Source organism: Kitasatospora sp. NPDC023385 (assembly GCF_055664045.1).
This window is the reverse complement of record NZ_JBVOOL010000011.1, coordinates 193735-206510: the sequence shown is the minus strand read 5'-3', so window position 1 is coordinate 206510 and position 12776 is coordinate 193735. Positions and strand designations below refer to the sequence as shown.

Annotated in this window: 11 protein-coding genes; 3 read left to right on the top strand and 8 right to left on the bottom strand. The window is 73.3% G+C overall.

Annotation, left to right across the window (positions count from 1 at the left end; all coding sequences use genetic code 11):
* Positions 1 to 163: 163 nt before the first annotated feature.
* Positions 164 to 781 (bottom strand): TetR-like C-terminal domain-containing protein, encoded by a 618-nt coding sequence (locus tag AC0B61_RS19470; RefSeq protein ID WP_471741935.1) that lies wholly within the window; start codon positions 779 to 781, stop codon positions 164 to 166.
* A 586-nt stretch (positions 782 to 1367) separates the two neighbouring features.
* Here AC0B61_RS19470 and AC0B61_RS19465 point away from each other — a divergent pair.
* A complete protein-coding gene (locus tag AC0B61_RS19465) occupies positions 1368 to 1589 on the top strand; it encodes a hypothetical protein (protein ID WP_471741934.1) in 222 nt (73 codons plus the stop codon).
* Positions 1590 to 1723: 134 nt separating this feature from the next.
* Here AC0B61_RS19465 and AC0B61_RS19460 read toward each other — a convergent pair whose 3' ends face one another.
* The 3 genes from AC0B61_RS19460 to AC0B61_RS19450 all read right to left on the bottom strand — a co-directional run bounded on the left by AC0B61_RS19460 (position 1724) and on the right by AC0B61_RS19450 (position 6528).
* Positions 1724 to 3787, bottom strand: a complete 2064-nt coding sequence (locus AC0B61_RS19460) for a sensor histidine kinase (RefSeq protein ID WP_471741933.1) — start codon at positions 3785 to 3787, stop codon at positions 1724 to 1726.
* Positions 3788 to 3943: 156 nt separating this feature from the next.
* Positions 3944 to 5875 (bottom strand): glycoside hydrolase family 5 protein, encoded by a 1932-nt coding sequence (locus AC0B61_RS19455; protein WP_471741932.1) that lies wholly within the window; start codon positions 5873 to 5875, stop codon positions 3944 to 3946.
* 296 nt (positions 5876 to 6171) lie between these two features.
* The gene (locus AC0B61_RS19450; RefSeq protein WP_471741931.1) at positions 6172 to 6528 is read right to left on the bottom strand and encodes a zinc ribbon domain-containing protein YjdM; all 357 of its coding nucleotides are present in this window, start codon (positions 6526 to 6528) and stop codon (positions 6172 to 6174) included.
* 213 nt (positions 6529 to 6741) lie between these two features.
* Here AC0B61_RS19450 and AC0B61_RS19445 point away from each other — a divergent pair, with 213 nt between their 5' ends.
* Together AC0B61_RS19445 and AC0B61_RS19440 are read left to right on the top strand one after the other, a co-directional pair.
* On the top strand, positions 6742 to 7590 hold the full coding sequence (locus tag AC0B61_RS19445) for a universal stress protein (RefSeq protein ID WP_471741930.1): 849 nt from the start codon (positions 6742 to 6744) through the stop codon (positions 7588 to 7590).
* A gap of 46 nt (positions 7591 to 7636) precedes the next feature.
* Positions 7637 to 8200: a YbaK/EbsC family protein gene (locus AC0B61_RS19440; RefSeq protein WP_471741929.1), complete on the top strand. Its 564-nt coding sequence runs from the start codon at positions 7637 to 7639 to the stop codon at positions 8198 to 8200.
* An 84-nt stretch (positions 8201 to 8284) separates the two neighbouring features.
* On the opposite strand, the gene AC0B61_RS19435 is transcribed toward AC0B61_RS19440, so the two are convergent.
* The 4 genes from AC0B61_RS19435 to AC0B61_RS19420 form a co-directional block, all read right to left on the bottom strand.
* Complete coding sequence (locus AC0B61_RS19435) at positions 8285 to 9469, bottom strand: ABC transporter ATP-binding protein (protein WP_471741928.1); 1185 nt, start codon at positions 9467 to 9469, stop codon at positions 8285 to 8287.
* A gap of 34 nt (positions 9470 to 9503) precedes the next feature.
* A complete protein-coding gene (locus AC0B61_RS19430; RefSeq protein WP_471741927.1) occupies positions 9504 to 10337 on the bottom strand; it encodes a carbohydrate ABC transporter permease in 834 nt (277 codons plus the stop codon).
* Positions 10334 to 11179, bottom strand: a complete 846-nt coding sequence (locus AC0B61_RS19425; RefSeq protein WP_471741980.1) for a carbohydrate ABC transporter permease — start codon at positions 11177 to 11179, stop codon at positions 10334 to 10336. Before AC0B61_RS19425 ends, AC0B61_RS19430 begins: the two co-directional genes overlap by 4 nt.
* Before the next feature lie 92 nt (positions 11180 to 11271).
* Positions 11272 to 12549 (bottom strand): ABC transporter substrate-binding protein, encoded by a 1278-nt coding sequence (locus tag AC0B61_RS19420; RefSeq protein ID WP_471741926.1) that lies wholly within the window; start codon positions 12547 to 12549, stop codon positions 11272 to 11274.
* Positions 12550 to 12776: the final 227 nt, after the last annotated feature.

Below are 12776 nucleotides of genomic sequence, written 5' to 3'. Positions count from 1 at the left end.
GAACACGGCATCCGACCGAAAGCGACATCCACCGGAAACGGCATCCACCACAAGCGACATCCACCGGCAAACGGCACCCACCGGAAGTGAAATCCGGAGAGAATCCGACGGCCGCTGCCGATCGTCCTACCGCACCGCGATCCGCACACCGGGCGGTGCCCCGTCACGGGCGGACGATCGGCAGCAGCACCTCGTCGACGATCTCCTCCGGGTCGAGCTGCACCGCCTCCCCGCCGCACATCTTGATCCGGTACAGCATCAACGCCGGCACTACGTCGGTGACCAGCGGGGTGACGGCCCCCGGGCGGACCTCGCCGCGCAGGGTGCCGCGGTCCAGCACCTCGGCGATCAGGGCGGTGGTCGGCTCGACCACCCGCGCCAGCACGATCTCCACGAAGGCGTGCGCGCGCCGGTGGTCGAGTTCGCTCATGATCGCCCGGACTGCGGCGCCCACCTCGCTGAACATCGCGGCGCGCAGCCTGGCCACCACCTCCAGCAGGTCGTCGCGCAGGCTGCCGGTGTCGGGGGCCGCCCCGCCCGGCGGCAAGCTGGCCCGCAGCGCGTCCATGACCAGCTCCTCCTTGGAGGCCCAGCGCCGGTAGAGCGCGGCCTTCCCGGTCTGCGCCGCGGCGGCCACGCCCTCCATGGTCAGCCGGGCGTAGCCGTCGGTGGTGAGCTGCCGGAGGACCGCCTCGTAGATGGCGCTCTCCAGCACCTCGCCGCGCCGCCGCAGCGGGGCTCCGGCCAGCGGTCCGCGCACGGCGTCCGTTTCAGCGGTCATGGCTGCGCACCTTCTTCAGTCGCCCTTCCTCGATCCCACCGGTACACGCATTCGTCCGCGCCGTGGTTCTCCGGGGCACGGATCTCGGATCTCCGAAAGGAGTTCCCGTCCGCCGGCGCGATGGCGAATACGGTTCCTCTATCACGGGACTACTGTCGATGTTAGTGAACGAACCCGTTCCCTCCCACCCCCTCGGCCTTTCCGTCATTGCGTCGACTTCCCAAGTCGCCGAGTTGCGAAGGACGTTCACGCCGCTACGCTTCCAGAAGAGGCTCCCCCGGTGCCCGGGCCCGGCCGTCCGCCGAGTCGCCCCCAGCGCACCGCACCCGCACCAAACCCGCACCGCACCGCACCGCACCGCACCAACCGAACCGGAACCCCGGTGGAGCCCGGATGCGGAGGTGCCCCACTGCAGAGCAGCCACGGCCGCGCCGCATCGCCCGCGCCCGATCACCAGGGGTGGCAGCCCGCGCGCTCAGCGGGACCGGGACAGGACCGTCGCCCCATGCGGTTGGGGCAGGACCGGCGGTGGCATGGAAGAGCAGGTCGGAGCGGCCGGCCTGCGGAACCCACCGTGGAGGTCACCATGACCGACAGAACGGCCGGCACGGCGCTGGTGGCGGCCGGTGCCGCCGCGGTCTGCGCCGCCGTGAGCCTCGCCGCAGCCGCCCGGGCGTGCAAGTGCCCGGTCGAGGGCGCCGAGAGCGTCGCGGGCAGCCGCAGGCCGAAGCGGCGCCCCCGCCTCGGGCACGGTCCCGGCGGTGGCGCGCCCCGACCCCTGTGCCCCAACCCCCCGAACTGCAATTGATCGCGTTACCGATCCCTTTTGCATCTTTCGATCCCGCACCGATCCCGCCCCCGGCCGACCACCCGTCGCGCCGGGGGCGAACCCTTGTCCGCCGCTCCACCCCCGCCCCCGGCCGCAGCCGACGGCACAGCACCTCACTCGCCCGCGGGCCGCCGAGGGAGCACCGCGTGCACCCGGGTGCCACGGCCGAGCGCGTTGACGGTGCAGCTGCCGCCGATCTCCGCGGCCCGCTCGGACATCGACCGCAGTCCGACCCCCGGGTGCGCGGGGCCGCGCCGGCCCGGGCCATGCCCGTCGTCCTGGACGACCAGTTCCAACTGCCCGGCGTCCACCCGCACGGACACCGTGGCACTGCTCGCCTGGGCGTGGCGCAGCACGTTGTTGAGCGCCTCCGCGGTGATCCGGTAGACGGCGACCTCGACGGCGGCGGGCAGCTCCGGCAGCGGGTCGGGCTCCAGCCTGGCGGTGACGGCGAGGTCGGCGCCGCTGAACGTCTCGGCGAGCCGGTTGAGCGCCTGGGACAGCCCGTAGTCGCCCAGGGCGGTCGGCCCGAGCCGGTCGGTGATCCGCCGGACCTCCCGGACCGCCGAGGCGAGGTCGTCCGCGACCCGCTCCAACGCGCCCGGGAACAGCGCCGGGTCGTCGACCGCGGCGGTGCCCTGGAGGCGCAGCCGCAGGCCGGCCAGCAACGGGCCGAGGCCGTCGTGGATGTCACGGCGCAGCTGGCGGCGCTCCTCCTCGCGGGCCGCGACGATCTGTTCGCGGCTGGCCCGCAGGTCCTCCATCAGCTGCAGCGAGGCGACGGCGGGCGCGGCCTGGTCGGCGAGCGAACGGAGGATGTCGCGGTCGCTGTCGTCGAGCGTCTGCTGGCCGGGGCGCGGGGCGACGGTGAGCCGGCCGATCTCGGCGCCGCGGTGCACCAGGGCGAAGCCCTCGCCGCTGCCGGAGCGGTCTCCGACGGCGGCCAGCGGGCGTTCGCCGCCTCGGGTGGAGACGGTCAACGCCACGCCGGAGAGCCGGAGTTCGTCACTGACGGTGGTGCACAGCACGGCCGGCACGTCCTGCGGGTCGACCGTCTGGCTGACTCGTCCGGCCAGGCTGCGCAGCACCTGGTACGGCTGTGCGCGCGAGCCGTAGTACCAGCGGTCGACGACGCCGGAGGCCCATCGGACGCCCCGGGGCAGCCCGGCGGCGAACAGGAAGACGACGGCGACCAGCAGCAGCGCCCCGGCGCCGCGCCGCCCGGGCAGCAGCATGGTGGAGAGCACGCAGGCCACCAGCACGAACACCACGACCAGCCCGGCGGCCACCAGCAGTCCGACCAGCACCCGCCGGGCCGCCCGGTCGAGCCGCCAGGAGCCGTCGCGCACGGCGACGACGGCCAGGGTGAGCGTCCACAGCGCGGAGGCGATCGCGAAGGCGATGTACGAGGGCGTGCTCTGCTCGTCGAAGTAGTAGCCGAGTTCTGCGCCGCCCCACAGCAGGTAGATGCCGAGGCCGATCAGCACGTTCTGTCGGCGCCGGGGGGACACTCCGCGGGTGCGGGCGAGCGGTACGAGGATCACCAGGGCGGTCAGCACGACGAACACCACGAGCTGGGTGGCGTGCAGCCGGTCGTTGAACTGCCGCAGCCAGCCCGCGACGGCGCTGCCGGCGAGCGGGTTGGGCCGGCCGAACACCGTGGGCTGGTAGACGTAGTAGCACGCCTGCGGCAGCATCCACAGGCCCACTGCCCCGATGGCGTACCACCAGCGGCGGCTCGGCAGCGTCCCGTACGGCAGCCACAGCGGCAGCGCGTGCCACAGCGTGCCGCTGACCGTGTAGCCGGCCGACACCAGGACCACCACGGCCCCGACCACCCGCGAGTCGCCCACCTCCACCCAGACCGGGGCCTGGGCGGCGAGCGGCACGATCAGCGCCGTCCCGTAGGCGAGCAGCGCCCAGCCGAGCTGGTTGCCCGGCCGGTGGGCGTGCAGCAGGACCCCGCCGGCGACGGCGGCGAGGCCGTAGCCCAGGACCGCCAGGTGGTGGGCGGGCTGGGAGAGCCCGGGCGAGCCGAGGTGGCTCACCACGTAGCCCACCCACAGGCCCCCGGCCACCAGGCAGACGGCGGCGCACCAGCCCGCCATGGCCAGTTGCCGCTCCGCCGCACCGGACCGGGGCCGCCACCAGGCTCTCCGCGCACTCTCCGCAGCCATGACCACCCTCTCCTCGCCGACGGCCGGATGGCAGCAGTGTCCTGCACCCGATGTCCCGGGCACATGAGGCACCGGCCCCGGGCGAGGCGAGCCACCACCAGACGGACGCCCGCCCCGGTCCGGCGCGTCAGGCGAACGGGACGGACACCCGGCGCGTCAGGCGAGCGGGCGGCAGAGCAGGGCGTCGGGGGCGCCGTACTGGAGCGACCGCCAGGTGTAGGCGACGCCGGCCACGTACTCGCCGTCCGTGCACTGGCCCTTGTAGTGGCCCGGCGCCCAGTCGCTCGCGACGGAGCCGCCGGTGGCGGGCCGGTTGTCGCCCCGGTCGAACCAGAGGGTGCGGCCGGTCGAGGGCAGCGGTCCCGCCGCGGGGGCGCACAGCAGGGCGGCCATGGCGTCACCGTGCACGCCGTAGCCGACGGCGTAGGTGCGGTCGGGGCACTGGAGCTTGCTGTAGCCGGAGGCCCAGTCCCCCGCGGTGACGTAGCGCTCGTCGGTGACGGTGGTCCAGTCGCCGGTGCCCGTCGCGGGCTCGCCCGTGTCGGTGCACAGGCCCCGGCTGTCGCCGCGGCCGAGGGCGAGCAGGCGCTGGCCGTCCGGGCAGTTGCCCTTGCGGTTGCCGGGGCTCCAGTCCGGGAGGGCGAGCATCCGCCGGGAGACGTTCTGGTCGCCGTGGTCGAGGTCGAGCATGTTCCAGTGGTCCACCCGGGCGACCGGGCCGGTGCGCGCGGCGGCGTCGACGAGCTTGTGCCAGTCGGGTGCCCGCCAGTCACCGGGGTCGCCGAGGCCGGTGCGCCGGCCGGCGGGGTCGTAGGAGAGCAGCGCCCAGGTGTCCAGCGGCCGTCCGCCGGCGTCGGCCCAGCCGACCAGCGGCCAGACGGCGAAGTCGGTGTCGTTGCGGACCAGCAGGTCGGTGAAGGCGTCCAGCCAGGCCTGCTCCTTGGCGTCGGTGGAGCCGCGTCCGCCCGCGCCGAACTCGCTGATCCAGACCGGGGCGGTGAAGTGCTGTCCGGCCTGGGTGACGAACAGCGCTTCGTCGTCCACGACCTGGGCCAGCTGCGCGGGGGTGAAGTCCTCGTAGCGGGGGTCGTTCGTCGCCCCCGGACCGCTGCCCGCACCGGTGTTGGCCGGTCCGGTGTAGGCGTAGAAGTGCGCGGAGTACACCAGTTTGCCGGAGTCGATCAGGGTGTTGGAGAGGTTGCGCACCGGGGTGAGCACCGGGCGGCCGTGGCTGAACGGCGCGGCGGGGATGCCGTACCAGTTGATGCCCTCCATGACGACGAGCAGGTCCGGGTCGGCCTGCAGGATCCGGTTGCCGGCCTCCTCGAAGGCGGCGTACTCGTCGTGGGCGTCGCCCAGGCCCCAGTTGGGGTCGTCCCAGGTGTCGCGGCGGACCTCGTTGCGCAGGTCGGCGCCGACCACCCGCTTGTTGTCCTTGTACCGCTTCGCCAGGAACACCCAGTCGTCCTCCCAGGCCTGCGTGGACTGGCCGCTGTTCCAGCGCTCGTTGCCGTCCAGGCCGCAGCAGAAGCGGTAGGTCGTGGTGTGGTTGTTGAGGATGACCGCGAAGCCGTCGTCGGTGAGCGCCGCCACCACGGCGTCGTACACCTGGAGCGGTGTGCGGCCCCGCAGTTGGGGGTTGGCCGCGACGGCGGCGTCCGGTACGGGCGCGGTGTCGTGGATCATCGCGTTGGCGAACGGCAGCCGGATGCTGTTGAGGCCCAGGGCGTGGAAGTCGTCCAGGAGCCGGGCCATCGGCACCCGGTCCAGCCCCAGCGGGAGGTTGTGCGACACCTGCCCGGCCTGGTTGTTCGCCGGGTCGTCGGCGTTCCCGCTGCCCTCCCAGGTGCCTTGCGCCCCGGCCCAGTTGGCGGCCTTCAGCTTGAACCGCTCGCCGTTGGCATCCACGATGTAGCGCCCGCGGGTGCTGAGCGGGCCGGTCCAGGACACCGTCGGCTGCGCGGCGGTCGACGCCCTCGCGGCCGCGCCCTCCGCGGCCGCGGGCCCGGAGCCCGCCGTCAGCGCGGCGAGTACGAGCAGGCACGCGGCCAGGGCACGCAGGCGCGTTCCGAGTCTCTTCATGGTCATCCCCGGGGTGGTGACGGTGGCTCGACAAGTCGGCGCTGACCGACCATACGGGGCGACCGTGGGTGCCGGGAAGGGCGCGGCGAGGACCGGAACAACGCTGCGGGCCCGGGTTTGACGCTCCGTCGGCCGACGGGCACGGCAACCACGGGGCCGCCGCATGAACACGAACACCCCGACCGACCGCTCCCCCGCCCCGTCCTCCAGGCTCCGCTACCACCCCACGCCGATCCAACGGGTCTTGCGTCAGGCCCGCGCCTAGGAGGCGCGGGCCTGCTCCACCGGAGGGGGCGGGCTCGTCAGGCCTTCTTCACCACACCGGACTTGAGCTGCATGGCTCCGAAGCCCTCGATGCGGCAGTCGATGTCATGGCCGTCGACGCCGTCGACCAGGCGGATGTTGCGGACCTTGGTGCCGGCCTTGATACCGGAGGCGCTGCCCTTGACCTTGAGGGCCTTGACGACGGTCACCGTGTCGCCGTCGGCCAGGACCTTGCCGACCGAGTCCTTGACCACTCGCTCTCCGGCCCCCGCGGAGGCGGCCTCGCCGTCGGTGGGCGCCCACTCGTGGCCGCACTCCGGGCAGACCATGAGGGCGTCCATCTCATAGGTGTACTCGCCGGCGCACTGCGGGCAGGCGGGAAGGGTGTCACTCATGTGACCAGGATATCCAGTCGCCCGGGGCGTTTTTCCCTGGTCAGTGGGTGCGCGGGCCCACTGCGACACCGCTCGGCGTCTGCCGCCCCGGGCACGGCTCCGGCCGCGGGCGGCGCGCTTCGGGAGGCGCCGGCCGCGCCCACCGCCGATACTGGGGCCGCACCCGAGGCGGCGGGCGCCGCCTCGATCCGCCGCGGAACCGAGGAGGACGCCATGAGCGGATCCGTGGTCGTCGGATTCGACGGCTCGCCCGAGAGCATGGCCGCCACCGAGTGGGCCGCCCGCGAGGCGGAGCGCCGCGGACTGCGCCTCGACCTGCTCCGCGCCTGGCCCCTGCCCAGGCGGGACGTGGTCGGCAGCGAGCAGAGCCACGCCCACGCCCTGGCCCTCCTCGGCGACCGCGAGGCCGAGTTGCGCGCCCTGGTACCCGGGGTGCCGGTCGCCGCGTCCCTGCTGTCCGCCGACCCCGTCGAGGCACTGGAGGCCGCCGCGCGCGATGCCGCCGTGGTCGTGCTGGGCTCGCGCGGCCTCGGCACGGTCCACGGCTTCCTGGTCGGCTCGGTGAGCCAGGAGGTGCTGCGCCGGGCCGCCTGTCCGGTGGTGCTGGTCCGGGCGGACGCGGGCGAGGGGAACGGCCCGGTGACGGTCGGCCTCGACCTGGCGCGCCCGGCGGACGCCGTCCTGGCCTTCGCCTTCGAGGCGGCCGCGCTCCGCTCGGCGCCGCTGCGCGTCGTGCACGTCTGGGCCCCGCCGCCGGGCAGTGAGCACCTGTCCTACGGCGCCATCGGCGGTCTGGAGGGCGAGGTGTCCGCCGGCGAGCGGGCCGACCTGGCCGAAGCCCTGGAGTCCTGGCGGGCCCGCCACCCCGAGGTGGAGGTGACGGCCGACCTGGTCCGGGGCCGGGCCGCCGTCGAGCTCGTGGACGCGGCGGCGACGGCCCGGCTGCTCGTGGTCGGCCGCCGTCACCACCGGATGCCGCTGCGCCACCACCACCTCGGACCGGTGGCCCACGCCGCGATCCACCACGTCCGCTGCCCGGTTGCCGTCGTCCCGTACGAGTGACCCAGCCCGCTCCAGCCGGACGGGCGACCGCGCTACAGTCCGTCCCATGAGTGAGTCCGTACACCCGCCCTTCGGGAACTTCCCAACTGCCTTCGCCGCACTGGACGTTTGCGACGACCTCGCCGCACCCGTGGCCGACGCCCTGAAGAACTGGGACGCCCGGGACGCGGCCGCGTCCGTGCTCTACGTGGACACCGACCCCGAGAAGGCGGACACGGCGGTGTTCTGCGAGACCTACGACGCGCCGCCGGAGCTCTCCGCGAACTGCGTGGTGGTCGCCGCCAAGCGCGCGGGCGAGGTCACCCTGGCGGCCTGCCTCGCCCTCGCCACCACCCGGGTCGACGTCAACCGGGCGGTCCGCACACAGCTGGGGGCGCGGAAGGCCTCCTTCGCCCCCGTGGACACCGCGGTGGAGCTGACCGGCATGGAGTACGGCGGGATCACCCCGGTCGGCCTGCCCGCCGCCTGGCCCCTGCTGATCGACGAGGCGGTGGCCGCGGCCCCGTACGTCCTGGTCGGCAGCGGTCGGCGCCGGGGCAAGCTGATCCTCCCCGGCCGGGCCCTGGTGGAGCTGCCGAACGCCGTGGTCCTGCCGGGCCTGGCCGGCTGACGGCCTCCACCTCTACCCGCCCCCGGCGCAGGCGCAGGCGCGGGAGTCACAGGAGTCACGCGGTGCCCGCCAGGCTCCGGCCCGTCACCCCGCCGCACGCTCCGGGTGGGTCAGGTTGGCTCCGCCGCGCGGGTCGAAGACGTGGATCCGCGCGGTGTCGACCCACAGCTCCAGCGGGCTGCCCTCGGCGGCGCGCGTGGCCGTGTTCAGCCGCGCGACGACGCGGTGCTCCCGCATGCCCGTGTCGGCCCGGCCCGAGTCGGCGGCGAGTTCGGCGAGCTCATCCGTCGGGGCCGGTCCGCCTTCCTCCGCGAAGTGGACGTACACGTCCGAGCCCACGGATTCGCGGACGTCGACGGTGACGCTGCAGGTGACGCCGCCGGGGTGCTCGGCCAGGGAGGCGTCCTCGAAGTCCTCGGGGCGGATGCCGACGATCAGGTCGCGCGGCGCGTCCGCGCGCTCCAGGGCGCGCCGGGTGCGGTCGTCCATCGGCAGGTCGCCCAGCGAGGTGCGCAGCACGTTCTCCTCCAGGACGGCGCCGAGGAAGTTCATGCCGGGCGAGCCGATGAACCCGGCGACGAAGAGGTTCACCGGCTCGTCGTACAGCTCCTGCGGCGCGCCGACCTGCTGGACGAGGCCGGCCCGCATGACGACCACCCGGTCGCCGAGCGTCATGGCCTCGACCTGGTCGTGGGTGACGTAGACGGTGGTGGTGCCCAGGCGGCGCTGGAGTGCGGCGATCTGGGTGCGCATCTGGACCCGGAGCTTGGCGTCGAGGTTGGACAGCGGCTCGTCCATCAGGAAGGCCTTGGGGTCGCGGACGATCGCCCGTCCCATCGCGACCCGCTGTCGCTGCCCGCCGGAGAGGTTGGCGGGCTTGCGGTCGAGGTGCTGGGTGAGGTCCAGGATGCGGGCGGCCTCCTCGACCTTGGCCGCGATGGTCGGTTTGTCGACCTTGGCGAGGCGCAGCGCGAAGCCCATGTTGTCGCGCACGCTCATGTGCGGGTAGAGGGCGTAGCTCTGGAAGACCATCGCGATGTCGCGGTCCTTGGGCGCGCGGTCGTTGACGACCTTCCCGGCGATGCTCAGGGTGCCTTCGGTGATGTCCTCCAGCCCGGCGATCATGTTGAGCGTGGTGGACTTGCCGCAGCCGGACGGGCCGACCAGGATCACGAACTCGCCGTCGGCGATGGTGAGGTTGACGTTGCGGACGGCGAGGGCGCCGTCGGGGTAGCGCTTGGTGATGCCGTCGAGGACGATCTCGGCCACGATCTGCCTTCCTGGTCCGCCGGGTGCGGCGGTCTCAACCTTTGACTGCGCCGGCGGTGAGCCCGGCGACGATGCGGCGTTGGAACAGCAGCACGAAGACCACGATCGGGATCGTGATGATCACGGCGGCGGCCGCGATCGAGCCGGTCGGCTGCTCGAACTGGGAGCTCCCGGTGAAGAAGGCGATGGCGGCCGGTACGGTCCGGGCCGAGGTGGTGGAGGTCAGCGAGATGGCGAACAGGAAGTCGTTCCAGCAGAAGATGAAGACCAGGATGCCGGTGGTGAACACGCCCGGTGCCGCCAGCGGGGCGATGACCAGCCGGAACGCCTGCCAGGGCGTGGCGCCGTCGACCTTGGCGGCCTTCTCCAGGTCCCAGGGGATCTCGCGGAAGAACGCCGAGAGCGTGTAGATCGCCAGCGGCAGCGAGAAGGTCATGTACGGGATGATCAGCCCGGGCCAGGTGTCGAAGATTCCCAGCACCCGCTCGATGTTGAACAGCGGTGAGACCAGCGAGATCGGCGGGAACATCGCGATCAGCAGGGACACCCCGATCAGCAGCCGTTTGCCGGGGAAGCGCAGCCGGGCGACCGCGTAGGCCGCCATGGTGCCGAGGACGACGGCGATGGTGGTGGCGATCACCGCGATCCCGATGGAGTTCACCAGGGCGCGGGTGAACTCCGAGGTCTGGAAGATGCCGCGGTAGTTGGCCCAGGTCCACTTGCGCGGCACGAAGTCGCCGTCGGAGAGGGTGGCGGGGTCCTTGAAGGAGAGCGCCACGATCCACCACACCGGGAAGAGCGCGTAGAGGACGACGACCAGGTTGGCGATGCCCCAGCCGGTCAGGGTCCGGGCGTGGCGGCCGTTCATCGGCCCTCCGGTTCGGCGCCGGGCGTCGCCGCGCCGAACAGCTTGACGAAGACCAGCGCGATGAGCGCGACGCAGCCGAAGATGAGGACCGAGATCGCCGAGCCGATGCCCAGGTTGAGCGCGGTGAAGAGGTTGTCGTAGCCGAGGATCGAGACCGACCCGGTGCCGTTGGAGCCGCTGGTCAGCACGTAGATGTTGTCGAAGATCCGGAAGGCGTCGAGGGTGCGGAAGAGCAGGGCGACCAGGATGGCCGGCTTCATCAGCGGCAGGATCACCAGGCGCAGCCGCTGCCCGAAGGTCGCCCCGTCGACCATCGCGGCCCGGACGGTCTCGTCGGGCACCAGCGCCAGGCCCGCGAGCAGGAGCAGGGCCATGAACGGGGTGGTCTTCCACACCTCGGCGAGGATGATCAGGCCGACGGCGGGCCACTGCTCGGTCAGCGGGGCGCTGCCCGCCGGCAGCAGGGCGGCCAGGTAGCCGGTGCCGGGTGTCCAGGCGTACTGCCAGGAGTAGGCGGCGACCACGGTCACGATCCCGTACGGCACCAGGACCGCGGTGCGGACGGTGCCGCGGCCGAAGACGGCGCGGTGCATCACCAGGGCGAGCGCCAGGCCGAGCAGCAGTTCGACGGCCACCGACACCGCGGTGATCAGCACGGTGACGCCGAGCGCCTGCCACCAGAACGTCGAGGTCAGCACGGCGCCGTAGTTGGCGAGCCCGACCCAGTGCGCCTGTGCGGGGAAGCGCAGGTCGTAGCGCTGCAGCGACAGGTAGAGGGCGTAGCCGATCGGGTAGGCGGTGACCGCGAGCATCACGATCACCGCGGGGGCGCAGAGCAGCAGGCCAAGGCGGCGTTCCTGGCGGGCGCCGCGGGAGGGCCCGGCCGGGCCGGCCGGCCCCCGTACGACCGGGTCGCGGGCTCCGGTGGACGGTGTCACGGAATCAGCCCCTTCGAGCCGAGGGCGTCCTGGATCTGCCCGCGGAGGTCGGCCACGTCCTGCTCCGGGCGGATGCCGGCGGGCGGGGAGAGGGTGTGGGAGATGGCGATCGACACGTTCTGGTAGGCGGGGGTCTGCGGCCGGATGCTCGCGGAGTCGAGGGCGGCCAGCACCTCGGCGGCGAACGGGTAGCTCCGGGTCAGCTCCGCCGCCTGGTAGAGGCTGCGCAGCGAGGGCGGCAGGCCGCCCTTCAGCGCGTTGGTGAGCTGGTTGTCCCGGTCGCGCAGGCACAGGGTGGCCTCGAAGGCCAGGTCGGCGTGGCGGCTGTAGGCGCCCACCGCGAGGTCGATCCCGCCGATGGTCACGCTGGCGGGGCGGTCGGGGGTGACCGCGGGGTACGGGGCCCAGCGGAAGTGCGGGAACAGCTGCGGCTGGTTGGCCTTCATCGAGGGGTAGACGAAGGGGTAGTTGAGTTCGAAGGCGGCGGTGCCGGACTCCATGGCGAGCCGGTTCTGGTCCTCCATCTGGTTCGGCAGGGAGGGGTCGGCGGCCACCGAGGTCGCCAGGTCGTGCATCACCGTGGCGGCCGCGACCGCCGGCGCCCCGAGCGAGGCCGCCTGCGCGTCGGCGCCGAGGATGGAGCCTCCCGCGCTGGTGACCAGGGTGTTGAACCAGACCGTCAGCCCCTCGTACTGGGCCCCCTGGATCTCCACGAGGTGGGGCTTGCCCTGGCGGGCCAGATCCTCCGCGCGGGCCAGCATCTCCGCCCAGGTCTTGGGCGGGGTGGGCACCAGGTCGTCGCGGTACCAGAGCAGTTGCGTGTTGGAGTTGTAGGGCACGGCGTAGAGCCGCCCCCGCCAGGTCGCGGTCCGCACCGCCGCGTCGAGCGTGTCGGCGGTGGCCTGCTCGTGCATCGCCCCGGTCCACTCCCTGATCCAGCCGGCCTCGGCGAACTCGGCGGGCCAGGTGACGTCCAGGCCCAGGATGTCCACGCCGGCGTCGTGCGCGGCCATCCGGCGCACCAGCTGCTGGCGTTGCCCGTCCGCGCCGCGCGGCAGTTTGTTGTAGCGGATCGTGTAGCGCCCGCCGGACTGCTGCCCGCAGCGGTCGGCGGCTTGTTGGAGGGCCCCCGAGTCGTCCGGGAAGTTGTACCAGTTCAAGGTGACCGGGCCGCCCTGCCCGCCGCCCCCGCAGCCCGTCAGGGCGGACGCGACCACGGCCAGCCCGGCGGCGGCGCGCGCCCACCGCGAGCGGATCCTGGAAACCCTGGGCATCGTTCTCCCGTGGTGGGGGGCTGACCGGTCCGCCGACCCTAGCCCGGCAGCCCTTCCGGCCCCCGGCGTGCCGCGCCGCCGACCATCCGAACGGGTGAACCGGGCCCCTGCCTGCCACCTGCCGCCTGCTACCGGCCACCTGCCCGCGGATTCGGACGGCGGGGTGCGAGCGCTCCGGCGGCTCGCCGTTCGTCCGGAAATCGCCATTCGTCCGTAATGAACGGTTG

Excerpts from the sequence above, each read along its gene's own strand:
- AC0B61_RS19460 (WP_471741933.1), bottom strand. The coding sequence starts at position 3,787 with ATGGCTGCGGAGAGTGCGCGGAGAGCCTGGTGGCGGCCCCGGTCCGGT.
- AC0B61_RS19430 (WP_471741927.1), bottom strand. The coding sequence starts at position 10,337 with ATGAACGGCCGCCACGCCCGGACCCTGACCGGCTGGGGCATCGCCAAC.
- AC0B61_RS19450 (WP_471741931.1), bottom strand. The coding sequence starts at position 6,528 with ATGAGTGACACCCTTCCCGCCTGCCCGCAGTGCGCCGGCGAGTACACC.
- AC0B61_RS19440 (WP_471741929.1), top strand. The coding sequence starts at position 7,637 with ATGAGTGAGTCCGTACACCCGCCCTTCGGGAACTTCCCAACTGCCTTC.
- AC0B61_RS19445 (WP_471741930.1), top strand. The coding sequence starts at position 6,742 with ATGAGCGGATCCGTGGTCGTCGGATTCGACGGCTCGCCCGAGAGCATG.
- AC0B61_RS19465 (WP_471741934.1), top strand. The coding sequence starts at position 1,368 with ATGACCGACAGAACGGCCGGCACGGCGCTGGTGGCGGCCGGTGCCGCC.
- AC0B61_RS19420 (WP_471741926.1), bottom strand. The coding sequence starts at position 12,549 with ATGCCCAGGGTTTCCAGGATCCGCTCGCGGTGGGCGCGCGCCGCCGCC.
- AC0B61_RS19470 (WP_471741935.1), bottom strand. The coding sequence starts at position 781 with ATGACCGCTGAAACGGACGCCGTGCGCGGACCGCTGGCCGGAGCCCCG.
- AC0B61_RS19455 (WP_471741932.1), bottom strand. The coding sequence starts at position 5,875 with ATGACCATGAAGAGACTCGGAACGCGCCTGCGTGCCCTGGCCGCGTGC.